We start from the raw sequence: 17284 nt of genomic DNA, 5'->3' as shown, positions 1-17284 counted from the left end.
TTTGTTATTTAGTAAGAGATTTAAGTTCGCCTTTCGATTTGATTAGAGATATTTCGGCAATTTTATAATTTAAAACTGCTCTTGTAAAGTTATTTTGAGCTTCAAGTGATGCATTTTCTGCATCTAGCAAATCGGTTAAAGATGCTAATCCTTGAAGATAATTGTTTTTAGTATTGCTTAAAATATCTAGCGCTAAACGCATATTTTCTCTCTGATTCTCAATAGTCACAAGGTTATTATTAATCTGTGCCATTGCATTTTTATAATCTAAATCAAGAGATAATTTAGTGTCTTTGATGTCTTCTTGAAGTTCTCTGATTTGAACATCTGCCTGTCTAACTTTTGCACGAGTCCCGAAACCTGTAAAGATTGGTACGTGTAGGTTTAAGGCAACTGCTGAGAAATCTGACCAATACACTCCTTTTTCTGGTTTTGCAAACCAAGGCATTTCAGGTCCTTGTCCGATATAATTATATCCTGCAGACAATGAAAGTGTCGGATAGTAACCAGCTTCAACTGCCTTTTTATTAAACACTAAAAGTTCTTCTTGTTTTTTCAAAAGCAAATATTCTGTTCTGTTTTCAATATTTGGCTCTTGTGTTAAAGCAGCTGGCACAACTTGAAATTCTTCTTTAGGCATAACGATTTGAGTTTCGATAGGCATACCCATGTAAAACTTTAACGCATTTTCCTGTAATTCGATCTGATTTTTAACCTGCTGACGATCTGTATCGATGTTAGACATTTTTACGATAATACGATCTAAGTCAATTTTTTTAGCCAAACCGTTATTAAACTGTCCTTGAACAATATCACGAACTTTTTGCGTATTTACGTAGTTACTGTCTAATAAAATAAGCCTTTCTTTTTGTACATAAACTGAATAATAGTTATTTGCAACTCTTTCAATAACTTGTTCTTCTGTTAATTGATCATTTATTTGATAAAACTCACGAGTCGTTTTTGCAGCTCTTAAACCTGTAAAAACAGATTGATCAAATAATGCCTGAGTTAAAGAAATCCCTCCAGTTGAAGTCCATTTCTGTCCAAATGCAGCCTGAATTGTAGTTCCTGGCGCACCAAATGCAGCTCCATCAATAACTGTAGTTTGAATTACCGGATTATACGTTAAACTTCCGTTTGCACTAATTTGCGGTAAAGCTCTCGAACGTATTTCCTGAATCTGATACTCACTATTCTCTACCTGAAGCTTTGCTTTTTTCGCATCGGCTTTATTTTGAAGCGCATAATTGACAGCATCTTTCAGGGTTAAAGTGGTTTGTGCGTTGGCAGACAAGCCAATGGTGCACAAAAATATAAGAAGGATTCTTTTCATAAGTAGTTAAATATTTATTTTTTAAATTTTGAGATAGTATCGTCATCTTCCATCCTCTCTCAGAATAATGACGATTGAATATATTTGGATGAATTAATTATTTATTCTCTTTAGCTGCTTCTCTAATTCTTCAACTCCTTTTTGAGTAGCCATTGCGCGAGTATGATATTCTAATGCTTCCAGCTCAATTCTTTGTGCTTCGCTTTCAGAAACAGTATTTTCATTTATATGAAAAACCAGTGTGTAATAAAACTTCACATACACTTCTACATTTAAATCACTTCTGTAAAGACCTTCACGAATTCCCTTTTCAATGTTTTCTCTAAAAAGCTGAGTACATTGATCAATTTCGAATGAAAGAATATTTTGATAGATCTCAGGGTAATGTTTCTTTAACTGATAAATAGGAGACGTGTCAATGTTGTTTTTAAACATGTCACGGAACATTTCTCTGATTTCAAAATTTTCATGAATAGCATTAAAATTCTTTGCTATAATAGTATCCATGATTTCATGTACCTGGCCATGAACCAGCGACGTGCTCTCTTCAATTAAAACTTCTTTATTACAGAAATACTTGTAAATCGTTTTTTTAGAAATACACATTTCGCCCGCAATATCGTCCATTGTAACACTCTTAAAACCAAGCTTTAAAAATAACTCGCTTGCTTTTGCTATAATCTTCTCTTTCATTTTAAATTCTCGATTGCATCACAAATATACTTTGGAAACTAAAATTAAAAAAATAGTTTCCTGTTTATTTGTAATAATTTTACATCAATTTATTGATTTAGTAAGATTTATATGCTAAATTCTAAATTTGCTATAAGTTTTATGTCTTTCCCTAAGGCAGCACCTGAAGTATGATTGAAAGAATTGTAATCCAAACCAAAGTCCTCGCGTTTGATATTTCCCTTAATTTCAAAAGCGACTTTCTTCTCTCCGTTATAAATATTCTCTCCAAGAAATTCAGCATCCAATTCAACTACTCTTGTGATATCTTTTATCGTTAGATCTCCTTTGAAAAAATTGATATTCTGATTTACTTTTTGAAATGAAGTCGATTTGAAACTGATAATCGGATGCTCATCTTCTTCAAAAAAATCTTGAAGCTGTAAATAAGCGTCTATAGATTGGAAACTCTCTTTTTTGTTATTGATATCTAATGAGAATTCGACAGAAGCATCTTCAATCTCATTGTCTTCAATATTTACATAACCCCCAAATTTGTTTGTATCACCTCCCAAATAAGAAGTTCTAGATCTTCTCATTTCTAATAAAACATCTGATTGGCTTGAATCTAAAGTCCATTTTGTCTTCATAAATAACTGATTTAATTGATCTTACAAATCATTAAAACTCTTCATGGAAACTTTTACAGTGTTCTTAGTTTCCATATTAACGCTGCAAATATAGACAGGAAACTCTGAATACCAAAAAAGTTTCCAAGTTTTTTGGAAAAAATTTTAACACATTAAAAATGAGATGCATTAAAAGTGCATTTTAAATGATTGATACGCTTTTAACATTTCATCTCTAAAAATTCATATTTGAATTGTATCTTTGAGCCTCGAAATCAGAATTCATTATGCACGATATAAGTCAGTACCAAGATTTTTTTATCAATTATCTAGAGAGTCAAAACATACATAAAGAACCAACAAATCTTTACGAACCTATTGAATACATTTTAGGACTTGGAGGAAAACGCATTCGTCCAGTTTTAACTTTAATGGCTGCTGAAGTTTTTGATACTGATTATTCGATTGCGTTACCGGCAGCAATGGCGGTTGAAGTTTTTCATAACTTTTCGCTGGTGCATGATGATATTATGGACGACGCTCCTTTAAGAAGAGGACAAATTACGGTGCATGAAAAGTGGGATTTAAATACTGGAATTCTATCTGGAGATGCCATGCTTATTTTGGCGTATCAATATTTTGAACAATACGAGCCGATTGTTTTTAGAAACCTTGCCAAATTATTCAGCAAAACTGCGCTTGAAGTTTGTGAAGGACAGCAATGGGATGTAGATTTTGAAGTTCGCAAAGACGTTACGATTCCTCAATATCTTAAAATGATTGAATATAAAACAGCTGTTTTGGTTGCTGCTGCCATGAAAATGGGTGCAATTGTAGCTAAAACTTCTGAAAAAGAAGCAGATTTAATTTATGATTTCGGATTAAATTTAGGATTGGCGTTTCAGCTTCAAGATGATTATCTAGATGCTTTTGGTGATCCAGAAACTTTTGGAAAACAAGTTGGTGGTGATATTATAGAAAACAAAAAAACCTATTTATATCTAAAAGCCTTAGAATTTTCTTCTGATGAAAAAGCCTCAGAATTAGAAAAATTATTCACCTTGCAATTAGATGATAATTCAGAAAAAATAGAAACAGCCAAAACGATTTTTAACGAATCAGGAGCTTCAAAAGCTACACAAGAAGCTATTGAAATGTATACTTTAAAAGCCTTTGAAACCTTAGAAAAAATGGATGTTAATTCTAAAAAAAAGGATATTCTAAGAACATTTGGCGAGAATTTAATGGGACGTAAAGTTTAGTATTCAGGAAAAAATCTACAATCATAAATCAGCAATCTAAAATCTAAAATCACATGTTTGTAGCACCAATAAATACCGAATCATTATTAGCACAAGCGCAAGCAGAGACCTTATATCTGAATCTTATCGAACAGATTAATAAAGATTTTAATCTGGCCAATGAAGGAATCGATTTTCCGTTGAGCATTTCGCCAAATGAATTAAAGATTCAGCTTCACGAAAAAGTCTACAGAATGATTCAGTACAAATTTGCTGAGTATTTAAATTTGTTATACATCATTGATGTTCCCGAAAACGAAATCAAACAACTAGATGGTTCAGATTTGGTTATCCTAGCTGAACAAGTTGCTTTCTTGATTTTAAAAAGAGAATGGCAGAAGGTTTGGTTTAGGAATTATTATAAGTAAGGTTCTGAGGTTCTGAGATGCTAAGGTTTTTTCTCATTGGGACGAACGATACTTTCCAATCTTTCTAGTTCATTAATTAGTCCAAAACCTTCCGTATTTATTTTACTTCCTATAATCTGGAAACGAGCATTTTTAAAGCAAATCTTTGCTATACCAATAGTTTTTTCATTTTTCTTAAAAATAAAAATATCCTTATATTCGGCAATACAGGCACATGCATCATTTTTTAATGAATCTTTTTCACTAAATATATTTTCAATACGCTTTTCATCTTTAATCGATAAATTCGATTTTTTATAATTATGACTTAAAAGTATTTTTTCAAAATCTACTTTTGGAATATTATCAGGAAAAGTATGTATATAGATATTAATTAATTCCTTTTCTTTATCAGTTTTGTTCTCTTTTCTAACGAGCTTAAAAAAATTGTCATCAGAAATGTCCAAATAATAATGACTGATATGATCAGAATCAAAAAAAGGTCGCAATTCTCTTTTTGCAACCTTTGCATTTTCAAAGTTTTCTTTTTTAGAATTATTACAGCTTAAAACTAAAACTGCTGTAATTAAAAAAATAAATTTCTTCAAATTTCCGTATTTAAAAACTTAGAACCTCAGTATCTCAGTACCTTAGAACCTTAGAAATACACTCTCACAAAAGGCATAAATCCAGAACCATAAAGACTTTTATTAGGATTATACAAAACGTCGTAACGGGCACCGATAGTGACACTTCCTGTTCTATAACCTGCTCCTAAATATAAAGCGGTGTTCCAATAACTATCTGAATATGGCGGATAACGATTACCATAAATATCATATCCTGCTTCATATTGGCTATCAACTCTTACCTGTTCTAATTCAGCTGATAATTGGATTTCTGGAATTGGATTTACTAAACCAATAAGACTTCCTCCCCAAACGAAAGATTCGTAATAATTTTTTTGATATAAATAACCAAATTGAAGACCAGCACCAACGGCAACAATTTCGTTGACATTATAAATTGCACTCGGCATAACTGAAATATTGGTGTAACCAGATCCAAAACCCAATCCGAGTCCTCCACCAAATTGAACTTTCTCCCAAAAATGATTGCTATTGTCAATAACATATTTTTGCTGAGCAATACTGTAACTTGAAAATAAGACGGCCAAAATCACAAAAAAATATCTGCAATCGATTGAAAATTGAATTTTATTCATAGTTAACGTTTATTTTAACAAATTTTTACGTAAAAGTACGTAAAAAAAAGATTTAAATAAATGTGATTGTTGTACTTTTGCCTTTCTATATAACAAAAAAGTATATTCACTCATATTATGGATAGGTTTTCATTTTTAAACGCAGCGCATACTGAGTTTTTTGCACAATTATACGATCAATATTTAGTAAATCCAGATAGCGTTGAGCCTAGCTGGAGAAGTTTCTTTCAAGGTTTCGACTTTGGACAAACTGTTTATAATGACGAAAATCCTGTGCAAACGATCGTTGAGTACGTGACTAGCGATAACACAGATTATAGTCAGATTTCTGAAAAACTAAAGAAAGAATTCAACGTTCTTAAATTAATTGACGGATACCGTACGCGCGGGCATTTATTCACGAAAACAAATCCTGTTCGTGACCGTAGAACTTCATCTCCAACTTTGGATATTGAAAACTTCGGATTATCTACAGCTGACCTTTCAACTGTTTTTGATGCTGCACAAACAATCGGAATGGCACCTTCTTCTTTACAGGATATTGTAAACCGTTTAAAAGCAATTTACTGCCAGCATATCGGTATTGAGTATATGTATATCAGAAATCCTGGCGTTGTAAAATGGATTCAAGATAAATTAGCTGTAAATGTTAATCAGCCAACTTTCTCTACAGAAGAAAAGAAAACAATCTTAAATAAATTAAATCAAGCCGTTTCTTTCGAGAACTTCCTTCATACTAAATATGTTGGACAAAAACGTTTCTCTTTAGAAGGTGGAGAATCTATCATCCCTGCTCTTGATGCTTTGATCGAACAAGCTGCTGAAAAAGGTGTTGAACAATTCGTAATGGGAATGGCTCACCGTGGTCGTTTGAACGTTTTGGCAAACATCTTCGGAAAATCTACTCAGGATATTTTTGGTGAGTTTGACGGTAAAGATTACGATCAGGAATATTTTGATGGTGACGTAAAATACCATCTAGGTCTTACTGCCGACAAAAAAACAAGATCTGGAAAAAGCATCAACATCAATTTAGCACCAAACCCTTCTCACTTAGAAACTGTTGGAGCTGTAATTGAAGGTATTACAAGAGCAAAACAAGATAAATATTATAATGACGATTTCTCTAAAGTATTGCCAATTGCAGTACACGGAGATGCTGCTATTGCAGGTCAGGGTATTTTGTATGAAATCATTCAAATGTCTTTACTTGACGGATACAAAACTGGCGGTACAATTCATATTGTAATCAACAATCAGGTTGGTTTTACAACGAATTACTTAGATGCTCGTTCTTCTACATATTGTACAGACGTTGCCAAAGTAACGCTTTCTCCAGTATTACACGTAAATGCTGATGATGCAGAAGCTGTTGTACACGCTGTATCTTTTGCACTAGACTACAGAATGCAATTTGGACGTGATGTATTTATCGACTTATTAGGATACAGAAAATATGGACACAACGAAGGTGACGAACCTCGTTTCACACAACCTGTATTATACAAAATCATCGCAAAACATAAAAATCCAAGAGACATCTATGCAGAGAAATTATTGTCTGATGGCGTAATCGATGCATCTTATGTAAATGCTTTAGAAAAAGAATACAAATCTCAATTAGAAGAAAACTTAGAAGCTTCTCGTAAAAAAGATTTGACTATCATTACTCCATTCATGAAAAACGAATGGGAAGGATTTGTTCAGGTAACTGATACACAAATGCTTCAAAAAGTAGATACTACTTTTGATAAAAAAGGATTGGATTCTATCATCAACACCATCTCAACTTTACCATCTGACAAGAAGTTTATCAATAAGATTACTAAAATTGTTACCGATAGAAAAGCTGGATACGACAACAACACTCTTGATTGGGGAACTGCAGAAGCACTTGCTTACGGATCTCTTTTAACAGAAGGATTTGATGTTCGTATTTCTGGTCAGGACGTAGAGCGTGGAACTTTCTCTCACCGTCACGCGGTAGTTAAAGTTGAAGATTCTGAAGAAGAAGTAATTCTTTTAGATGCTATTGAAAACAAAAAAGGAAAGTTTGGAGTATTCAACTCTCTTTTATCTGAATATGGTGTTTTAGGTTTTGATTATGGATATGCATTGGCAAATCCAAAAGCCTTAACGATTTGGGAAGCACAATTTGGAGATTTCTCTAATGGAGCTCAAATTATGATTGACCAATATATTTCTTGTGGTGAAGACAAATGGAACAACCAAAATGGTATTGTGATGTTATTGCCTCACGGATATGAAGGCCAAGGTGCTGAACACTCTTCTGCAAGAATGGAACGTTATTTACAACTTTGTGCAAGACACAATATGTATGTTGCAGATTGTACAACGCCAGCAAACTTCTTCCACTTGTTAAGAAGACAAATGAAAACAAATTTCCGTAAACCTTTGGTAGTTTTCTCTCCAAAAAGTTTATTGCGTGACCCAAGATGTGTATCTACAGTTGATGAGTTAGCAAATGGAAGTTTTCAAGAAACAATTGATGACAATACAGTAGATAAAAAGAAAGTAAAAACATTAGTTTTTGTTACTGGTAAATTCTATTATGACATTGTTGCAGAAAGAGAAAATAACGGAAGAAATGACGTTGCGGTTGTTCGTATCGAACAATTATTCCCTTTCCCAATTGAGCAGATTAAAGAAATCATTGCAAAATATCCAAATGCAGACGATTATGTTTGGGCACAAGAAGAACCTAAAAACATGGGAGCTTATAGCTTTATGTTAATGAACTTTGATCTTGTAAAATGGAGATTGGCTTCATTAAAAGCATACGCTGCGCCAGCATCTGGAAGCTACACACGTGCAAAACGTCGTCATGCAGATGCAATTAGAATGGTATTCGATAAAAATTTATTTAGATAATAAAAAAATTGTTTCATGTTTCATGTTTCAATCCCGATAGCTATCGGGACTGAAACTTGAAACTAACTAAACTTTAAACAAAGAAATAAGATGATTTTAGAAATGAAAGTCCCATCACCAGGGGAGTCAATAAAAGAAGTTGAAATTGCAACTTGGTTAGTAAAAGACGGAGATTATGTAGAGAAAGATCAGGCTATTGCTGAAGTTGATTCAGACAAAGCTACTCTTGAATTGCCTGCTGAAATGAGCGGTGTGATTACACTAAAAGCTGAAGAAGGTGATACAGTTGCAGTAGGCGCTGTAGTTTGTTTAATTGATACAGATGCTGCAAAACCAGCAGGAGGCGAGTCTGCAGCTCCAGCAGCAGAAGCTCCGAAAGCTGAGGCTCCAAAGGCAGAAGTAAAAGCAGAAGCACCAAAAGCTGCTCCAGCTCAAGCTCCAGCTGCTACAAGCTATGCAGCAGGAACTCCATCTCCTGCAGCAAGAAAAATATTAGATGAAAAAAATATTGCTCCAGCAACAGTTTCGGGAACTGGAAAAGGAGGAAGAATCACTAAAGATGATGCTGTAAATGCAGTACCTTCTATGGGAACTCCAACTGGTGGAAGCCGTGGAACTGAGCGTACAAAATTATCTATGTTACGTCGTAAAGTAGCAGAAAGATTGGTTTCGGCTAAAAACGAAACAGCTATGCTTACCACTTTCAACGAGGTAAACATGACGCCAATTAACCAAATTCGTAATGAATACAAAGATGCGTTCAAAGCTAAACATGGTGGTTTAGGTTTAGGTTTCATGTCATTCTTTACAAAAGCAGTTACAAGAGCTTTACAATTATATCCAGATGTTAACTCTATGATGGACGGTGACTACAAAATTGCTTATGATTTTGCTGACATCTCAATCGCAGTTTCTGGACCAAAAGGATTAATGGTTCCTGTTGTTCGTAATGCTGAATTATTAACTTTCCGTGGAATTGAAGCTGAAATCAAAAGATTAGCTTTAAGAGCTCGTGATGGTCAAATTACAGTTGACGATATGACTGGAGGAACTTTCACAATCACAAATGGTGGTGTTTTCGGAAGTATGTTATCTACTCCAATTATCAACCCTCCTCAATCAGGAATTTTAGGAATGCACAACATCATCGAGCGTCCAATCGCTGTAAACGGGAAAGTTGAAATTCACCCAATGATGTATGTTGCTCTTTCTTACGACCACAGAATTATCGACGGACGTGAATCTGTTGGTTTCTTAGTTGCTGTTAAAGAAGCTTTAGAAAATCCAGTAGAATTATTGATGAATGGAGACGCTAAACGTGCTTTAGAGTTGTAATTTTAAGAATTTTCTACAATATAAAAAGCCTGTTCTTTCAATAGAACGGGCTTTTTTTTGCTTAATATTGGCTTAAGATTAGCTTAAGATGTTAATTTTTTGAATTAATGTAAATTTTAACCCTTAAAAAATATTTTATTTAGAATAAATAAAAACAATTTGCTTAGTTGGAAATCAGCAATTAAATTTGCGCTATCAAAATTAATTCTAAATAAAAATGAAATTAAAATTTACGATTTCGCTCTTAACTTTATGCTTTGTTCTTCTTACAGGAACATCTGTTTGGGCACAGGAGAAAGCGACAATAAAAGGTCAGATTAGTTCAGATAGCGGAACTGCAGATAATATATCTGTTGCTTTAAAAGGAACAAAAATTGGAACAAACACAGACAACAAAGGTAACTACGAAATAAAGAACCTTAAACCTGGAACTTATATCATTAGAGTCTCGGCAGTTGGATTTACATCTAAAGAAAAAAGCATTACGCTTAATAGTGGAGACGAATTAATTGAAAATTTCAGTATTACCTCAAACTCTGAGCAGTTAAGCGAAATTGTAATTAACGGAAACGGCAGAAAAAACCCGTTAGCTCGTAAAGAAAATCAACAAGTATCAAGATTACCGCTTAAAAATCTTGAAAACCCACAAGTTTATACTACAATTACTGGTGAACTTTTAAAAGAGCAAGTAGTGACGAATATTGATGATGCACTTAAAAATGCACCTGGATTATCTCCTCTTTGGGCTTCTACTGGACGCGGCGGCGACGGTGCAGGATATTTCTCTCTAAGAGGATTTGCCGTGCAACCAACAATGACAAATGGATTACCGGCTTTGAATAACGGAAGTATCGATCCTGCAAATATTGACAAAATTGAAGTTATTAAAGGACCTTCTGGAACCTTATTTGGAAGTAGTTTAATTTCTTACGGAGGTTTAATCAACTTAACTACTAAAAAGCCTTACGACCATTTTGGCGGAGAGGTGAGCTATACAGCAGGAAGCTATGGGTTAAACCGTGTAACTGCAGACATTAATACTCCTGTAGACGAAGAGCACAAAATTAATTTTAGAGTTAATACTGCTTACCATACAGAAAACAGCTTTCAAGATGCTGGTTTCAGAAAATCATTTTTCTTTGCTCCATCTTTATCTTACCAAGTGAGCGACAGACTTTCGTTCTTTATTAATACTGAATTCATGAACAACAAACAGACCAATCCTACTATGTTGTTTTTAGACAGAGGTGCCCCACTAAGAGTTCATAATATGGATGAATTGGGTTATGATAACAAACGTTCTTATACAAGTAACGAACTTGCAATTGAAACTCCTTCATACTCTCTTCAAGGGCAAATGAATTACAAAATCTCTGACCAATGGACTTCTCAAACAGTTTTATCTAGAGGGTCATCTAAATCTGAAGGCTATTATACTTATTTGTATGAAGGAACACAATATGCACCTGCAGAGGTAAATCAAGGGATTGTTTTGGGACGTTCAATGAATTACCAAGATACAACAACTTTAACAACAGATATTCAACAAAACTTTATTGGCGATTTTAAAATCGGAAGCTTAAGAAACAGAATTGTTGTTGGTTTAGATTACTTTAATAGAGGTCAAGTTGATAATGGTTCTGGATACGTATCAAATGGAAGAGTTTATATCGGAAACTTAGATGTAGCAACTGTAAACCAATACGTATTTAATATAACAGATCCTGCAAAATATATTACAAATGGTGACAGTGGTGTCCTAACAAAAGCTGGTTCTGACAAACTTTTAGCAGAAGCTAGTGCAAACAATAACAAAACAAAACAAGAAGTTATTAGTGCTTATGCCTCAGATGTAATCAATATTACTCCTGCGTTATCTGCAATGGCAAGTTTACGTGTAGACCGTTTTATGACTGCTGGCGACGTTACTACAAATGTTGATGATTTTAATCAAACTTCTTTTTCACCAAAATTTGGTCTAGTTTATCAGCCAATTATTGACAAAGTTTCGATTTTTGCCAACTACATGGATGGTTTTACGAATACAGCGCCAACAACTGATACCGGTTTAAATGGCGTAGTTATTCCAAGAACTTTCAAACCAGAACACGCTAACCAATTTGAAATTGGAACTAAATTAAATGTTCTTAAAGATAAAGTTTACGCAACATTTAGCTATTATGACATCAAAGTAACAGATCAGGTTTATACTGTTTATGGTTCTACACCTGAAGGAGTACCAACTCAAACTTCTTACCAAGATGGAGAACAAAGAAACAAAGGTTTTGAAGCAGAAATCGTTGCAAATCCAGTTACTGGTTTAAACATTGTTGCTGGTTATAGCTATGTAGACGCTATCTTAAATGCTGGAGATCCTTCGTTCGTAGGAAACAGACCTGAGAGTTCAGGGCCAAGAAACACAGCAAACTTTTGGGCAAGTTACAAATTCTCTGAAGGAGATTTACAAGGATTTGGTTTAGGTTTTGGTGGAAACTATGCTGACAAGAACTTAATCATGAACAGGAATGTTGTTGGACAGTTTACAATTCCATCTTACACTGTTTTAAATTCTTCTATTTTTTACGGAACAGAGAAATTTACATTGACATTAAAATTAGACAATATTGCTAATGCTGACACTTACGATGGTTGGTCAACAATTCATCCAAAAAATATGAGAAGCTTATCTGCAAACTTTTCATACAGATTCTAATAAATAACAAAAACACCTTCCTTCACCGGAAGGTGTTTTTAAATTCTAATTGATTATGATTACAATTGCCAGCCTTATCGTTTTCTTAGCTTTTTACACACTGTATTATACTTCGAAAAGAGCAGTGTTATCGTATGATTTAGGCTTTGAAAAATGGATGCAGAAAAATCCAAAGCAAACTAAAATCATCGGATTAATGCTCTTGCTTACAGCTTATGCAATGTGGCTTTTTACACAATCATTGGGTTGCGGAACTTTGATGTTTTTTATACAGCTCATGACCGTTGGAAGCTTAATCATTATTCTTACGCCTTTAAAAAAAATAAACAGTAAGTTACTTTTGGCTCTATTAATTTTTATTGCCGTAACTGAATTTTATTATAACTAAAATCTACTTTAATTATACCATGCCAGCAAATTCAAAATATCTAAATCCTTCTTTTTGGCCTCGTTTTTCCAAAATTACTGCTGCAATTTTAGGCGGATACTTTGTTTCTGTTACTTTTCATTTGGCTTTAGCCGCTTGGTTTAGCCGCAAAGATGTATTAATCACAATGGCTTTCAGCGGTTTTATTCTATGGGTAGCCTTAATGATTATTGCTTTCTTAGCCAAAAGTGGCTGGAAAATTTGGGGAGTTTATATTCTGTTGTCTTTACTTTTTTGTCTTTTCATTTATTTGGGTCAAACCTATAACCATACGGCACAATAATATTTATGAATAACCGTCATTACAATATCTATTTTCACACACATACTGTCAGCGGCATCGTTATCAGTGTAGTTCTTTTTGTAATTTTCTTTGCTGGGTCTTTTTCTTTTTTTAGAGATGAAATCATCAATTGGGAAAGAAGTGAATCTACAGCAATCACAAGAGAAATTCAATTAGATTATAATAACGCACTACAGTATTTGGACAAAAAATACGTTTTGCACGGAAGAAATATTACCATTTCTAAACCTTCAGTAGAAAATAGGGTTGCTGTATATATGGAAGGAACCAAAGACACATTGGCTCCAAAAAAACAACAGGCGGGCGAGTTTTTTTATTTAGACAACAAAAACTACAAAACCTATACGTATCAAGAATCTTATTCGTTAGGCGAACTCTTATATCGCCTACATTTTCTGGCGCAGATTCCTTATCCTGCAGGATATTATTTGGCGGGATTTACAGCTTTGTTCTTTCTTTTTGCAATCATAACAGGAGTTTTATTGCATTGGAACAAAATCGTGTCTAACTTTTACATGTTCCGTCCAAAAGAAAAATTAAAAACACTTTGGACAGATGCACATACTGCTTTAGGAATGATTGGCTTGCCTTTCCAATTTGTATATGCGGTTACAGGAGCATTTTTTATGATTAAGCTTTTAATTGTAGCACCGGCTGTAATGGCTTTGTACAAAGGAGATCAAGATAAATTATATAAGGAGTTAGAATACACTGACCCTGATTATAAGTTTGAAAATAAAAAACTGGCAAATCCATTTACTATTAATGAACTGGTTGCTAAAACCAAAAAAAACTGGGCTGATTTTGAAATCACTCGTGTTTTTATCCAAAATTATGGAGATGCCAATATGCATGTTTTGGTAGAAGGTGAGCTTTTGAGTCATAAAAAATTTACTGGAATAGGGAAAATAGTTTACCGTATTGCAGACGGAAAAGAAATTGCTAAAAAAGATCCTGTTTTACATACCAGCTATTTAGATGTTGTAAAAAATGTTTTGTACCGAATACATTTTGGCGATTATGGCGGATATGCATTGAAAATCGTAAGTTTCATTTTAGGAATTATAACTTGTTTTGTCATTATTTCTGGAGTTATGATTTGGCTTGTTGCCCGACAAAAAAACAATATGCCAGAAAAGAAAAGACGCTTCAATAATGCTGTTGTTCGCATTTATCTAGCGATTTGCTTAAGCATGTATCCAATTACAGCACTGGCTTTTATCGGAAGCAAAATTTTCTACCCTTTAAGTCAGTCTAATTTGTATGCGCTTTATTTTGGAGGATGGTTGGTGCTTACCATATTCTTTATCATTAAAAAGAATGACGCTTTTACCAATAAATTCTGCCTGATTTCAGGAAGTATTTTAGGATTCTTAATTCCAGTTACCAACGGAATCGTTTCTGGAGATTGGTTTTGGAATTCTTTTATGCAAAACAAATTTCAGATTTTCTTTATCGATGTTTTCTGGATTTTTCTGGCAGCAATTTCATTATATACCGCTTATCATTTAAAGCCTAAGAAAACAAATTAGCACATAAACACCTTATAAGCCTAATATAATTTCCTTCTTGTAATACATATTGCAATTGGTCATATAAACTATAAGTCTTACTTTTGCCCAATCAATATTTATTCTAAATAAAATGAGAGGGAAATTTGCAGTAGCATTAATTGGTCTTTGCTTTATATTATTTGCACAAACATCGGTTTTCGCGCAACAAAAAACAGTTATTAAAGGAACTATTACAACTGTAAATAATGAGCCTTTAGAAAATGTTTCAGTACAATTAAGAGGAACTAAAATCGGTGCTCTTACAGACAGTCAAGGTTTATACGAAATAAAAAATATTAGCGAGGGAAGCTATACGCTACGAGTTTCGGCACTTGGCCATACCTCAAAAGAAAAGAAAATTATTGTTAGCGGTGAACCCGAAATTATTGAAAACTTTAATATTTCTACTAATACAGAAGAGCTTGAAGAGGTTTTCATTAAAGGAAACATCAATAAATACAACAAATCTGAGAGTCCTTTTGTCTCAAAAATGCAGATTAAAAATCTCGAAAACTCACAAGTTTATAGTGTTGTTCCAAAAAGTTTAATGAGAGATCAATTGGTGATTAACCAAGATGATGCTTTAAAAAATGTACCGGGATTATATCAGCTTTGGGCTGCAACAGGAAAAGTTGGCGACGGAGGTTCTTATTTTGCTTCTCGCGGATTTGTAACGCAAAGTTTATTAAGAGACGGAATCGCCGGAAAAATCACAAACAGTGTTGATGCTGCCAACCTAGAAAGAATTGAAAGCATAAAAGGACCTTCAGCAACACTTTTTGGAAGCATCTTAACTTCTTATGGTGGATTAATTAATCGAGTTACCAAAAAACCTACAGAAACTTTTAGAGGTGATATTAGCTATCAATCTGGAAGTTATGGATTAAACCGATTATCAGCAGATTTTAATACTCCTTTAAATGACGATAAAACGGCGCTACTAAGAATAAATGCAGCTTACAACGATGCAAATACGTTTCAGGACTACGGAAAAAACAGAAGCTACTTTTTTGCTCCTTCTTTTTTATATAAAATAAATGACAAACTGAATATTTCTATTGATGCAGAATTGTCAACAGTTAATTCATCGTCACCAGCATTTACTTATATTCCGTACGGACAAACTCCAAAAAGCATCAATTTATACAATGCCAAAGATATTGCCAGAGATTGGAAAAGATCTTTTACAGGTGGCGAATTCATGATGAATACCAAAACTGCGAATGTTTTTGCGCAAGCTCATTATCAAATCAATGAAAACTGGAAATCTCAAACTATTTTCAGTTCAAGCGCCAATCAATCAGACGGACCTCAAGCTTGGTTTTATTTATTAGGAAACAACAAAATGTCTAGAAATGCCTGGAATATGGTTGGAAAAGACAATATTGTTGAATTTCAACAAAACTTTAATGGCCAGACTGAGCTTTTTGGAATGAAACATCAATTGCTTTTTGGAGGCGATATTTTGAGATCTGAAACCAACAGCAGTCTTGGATATCTTGGCGGAGACCCAAATAATCCGTTCAAAACAGATTATGATATTGTAGATTATTCTGCAGCAAATTCTAATTATTACAATTTCAACCCAAACAATATTGAGCCATTATTTGTAAACGGTTATCAATACAGAACCATTACTTCTTTGACAACGTACAGCTTATATGCTGCAGATGTCATCAATATTACAGATCAGTTAATTTTGTCAGTTGCTTTACGTTTTGATCATTATAAAAACAACGGAACTTACGATCCTTCAACCAATATTAATTCGGGTGCTTTTTCGCAAAATGCCTTTTCACCAAAATTGGGACTTGTTTACCAAATTATAAAAGACAAAGTTTCTGTTTTTGGAAACTATCAAAATAGCTTTAAAAACATTGGCTACTTATTTGCAAACGTAAACGGAAATCCAGAATTAAAGCAATTTGATCCTGAAAAAGCAAATCAGTTTGAAGCTGGTTTGAAATTAAATATCATACAAGATAAATTAAGTGCTAATTTAAGTTATTACAATATTGACGTAAAAAATATTGTTCGTGCTGGACAAGTGGTTAACACAAATGTTCAAGACGGAAACCAGACAAGCAAAGGTTTTGAAGTTGAAGTTACTGCAAACCCATTTTCTGGTTTAAACTTTATTTTTGGATATGCTAACAACGATAGCAAGCTAAACAATGCAAATGCAGATGTCAATGGTTTAAGACCTGAAACAGCTGGTCCTGAAAACTTAATTAATTACTGGGTTAGCTACAGCCTTCAGACTTCTAAATTAAGAGGCTTAGGTTTTGGTATTGGAGGAAATTACGGTAGTGAAACTTTTGTTTACAATAGAAACCCAACCGGTTCAGGAAATCCTGCAGATGTTGAAACTTTCGTCTTACCATCATATTCGATCGTAAACGCTACATTATATTATGATCAGCCAAAATACAGACTATCTTTAAAAGTAGATAACCTTACAGACGAACTTTATTTTAATGGTTATACAACTGTAAATGTGCAAGCTCCAAGAACTTTTATGGGAAGTATAACTTACAAATTTTAAGTTTA

At 33.7% G+C, this 17284-nt stretch carries 14 protein-coding genes; 9 read left to right on the top strand and 5 right to left on the bottom strand.

The genetic code is table 11. The features are described from left to right. Positions 1 to 4: 4 nt before the first annotated feature. The 3 genes from OZP10_RS10135 to OZP10_RS10125 form a co-directional block, all read right to left on the bottom strand. Complete coding sequence (locus tag OZP10_RS10135; RefSeq protein ID WP_281634527.1) at positions 5 to 1336, bottom strand: TolC family protein; 1332 nt, start codon at positions 1334 to 1336, stop codon at positions 5 to 7. Between the two features lie 93 nt (positions 1337 to 1429). Beyond that, positions 1430 to 2029, bottom strand: a complete 600-nt coding sequence (locus OZP10_RS10130) for a TetR/AcrR family transcriptional regulator (protein ID WP_281634526.1) — start codon at positions 2027 to 2029, stop codon at positions 1430 to 1432. A 107-nt stretch (positions 2030 to 2136) separates the two neighbouring features. Next, positions 2137 to 2658: a YceI family protein gene (locus OZP10_RS10125; RefSeq protein WP_281634525.1), complete on the bottom strand. Its 522-nt coding sequence runs from the start codon at positions 2656 to 2658 to the stop codon at positions 2137 to 2139. A 266-nt stretch (positions 2659 to 2924) separates the two neighbouring features. On the opposite strand from OZP10_RS10125, the gene OZP10_RS10120 reads away from it, so the two are divergent. Both OZP10_RS10120 and OZP10_RS10115 read left to right on the top strand, forming a co-directional pair. Then, positions 2925 to 3899, top strand: coding sequence for a polyprenyl synthetase family protein (locus OZP10_RS10120; protein WP_281634524.1), 975 nt, complete (start codon positions 2925 to 2927; stop codon positions 3897 to 3899). A 53-nt stretch (positions 3900 to 3952) separates the two neighbouring features. Continuing rightward, positions 3953 to 4306, top strand: a complete 354-nt coding sequence (locus OZP10_RS10115) for a hypothetical protein (protein ID WP_177211313.1) — start codon at positions 3953 to 3955, stop codon at positions 4304 to 4306. 20 nt (positions 4307 to 4326) lie between these two features. On the opposite strand, the gene OZP10_RS10110 is transcribed toward OZP10_RS10115, so the two are convergent. Together OZP10_RS10110 and OZP10_RS10105 are read right to left on the bottom strand one after the other, a co-directional pair. Continuing rightward, positions 4327 to 4893 (bottom strand): hypothetical protein, encoded by a 567-nt coding sequence (locus OZP10_RS10110; RefSeq protein ID WP_281634523.1) that lies wholly within the window; start codon positions 4891 to 4893, stop codon positions 4327 to 4329. A gap of 50 nt (positions 4894 to 4943) precedes the next feature. After that, positions 4944 to 5510 (bottom strand): hypothetical protein, encoded by a 567-nt coding sequence (locus tag OZP10_RS10105; protein WP_177211316.1) that lies wholly within the window; start codon positions 5508 to 5510, stop codon positions 4944 to 4946. Positions 5511 to 5627: 117 nt separating this feature from the next. Between OZP10_RS10105 and OZP10_RS10100 the strand changes: the two genes are divergently transcribed. From OZP10_RS10100 to OZP10_RS10070, 7 genes are all read left to right on the top strand, one after another. Then, positions 5628 to 8402 carry a 2-oxoglutarate dehydrogenase E1 component gene (locus OZP10_RS10100; RefSeq protein ID WP_281634522.1) on the top strand — a complete coding sequence of 925 codons (2775 nt, stop codon included), beginning with the start codon at positions 5628 to 5630 and terminating at the stop codon, positions 8400 to 8402. A 90-nt stretch (positions 8403 to 8492) separates the two neighbouring features. Continuing rightward, positions 8493 to 9737 (top strand): 2-oxoglutarate dehydrogenase complex dihydrolipoyllysine-residue succinyltransferase, encoded by a 1245-nt coding sequence (gene odhB / locus OZP10_RS10095; RefSeq protein WP_281634521.1) that lies wholly within the window; start codon positions 8493 to 8495, stop codon positions 9735 to 9737. Positions 9738 to 9954: 217 nt separating this feature from the next. After that, positions 9955 to 12450 (top strand): TonB-dependent receptor, encoded by a 2496-nt coding sequence (locus OZP10_RS10090; RefSeq protein ID WP_281634520.1) that lies wholly within the window; start codon positions 9955 to 9957, stop codon positions 12448 to 12450. Positions 12451 to 12505: 55 nt separating this feature from the next. After that, positions 12506 to 12838: a hypothetical protein gene (locus tag OZP10_RS10085; protein WP_281634519.1), complete on the top strand. Its 333-nt coding sequence runs from the start codon at positions 12506 to 12508 to the stop codon at positions 12836 to 12838. A 19-nt stretch (positions 12839 to 12857) separates the two neighbouring features. Next, positions 12858 to 13160, top strand: coding sequence for a hypothetical protein (locus OZP10_RS10080; RefSeq protein WP_281634518.1), 303 nt, complete (start codon positions 12858 to 12860; stop codon positions 13158 to 13160). 5 nt (positions 13161 to 13165) lie between these two features. Further along, complete coding sequence (locus OZP10_RS10075) at positions 13166 to 14713, top strand: PepSY-associated TM helix domain-containing protein (RefSeq protein WP_281634517.1); 1548 nt, start codon at positions 13166 to 13168, stop codon at positions 14711 to 14713. A 112-nt stretch (positions 14714 to 14825) separates the two neighbouring features. Further along, entirely contained in the window at positions 14826 to 17279 is a 2454-nt protein-coding gene (locus tag OZP10_RS10070; RefSeq protein ID WP_281634516.1) for a TonB-dependent receptor, read from the top strand. Positions 17280 to 17284: the final 5 nt, after the last annotated feature.

It is taken from the genome of Flavobacterium luteolum (assembly GCF_027111275.1).
Lineage (GTDB): Bacteria > Bacteroidota > Bacteroidia > Flavobacteriales > Flavobacteriaceae > Flavobacterium > Flavobacterium luteolum.
This window is presented reverse-complemented; position numbering and strand designations above follow the sequence as displayed.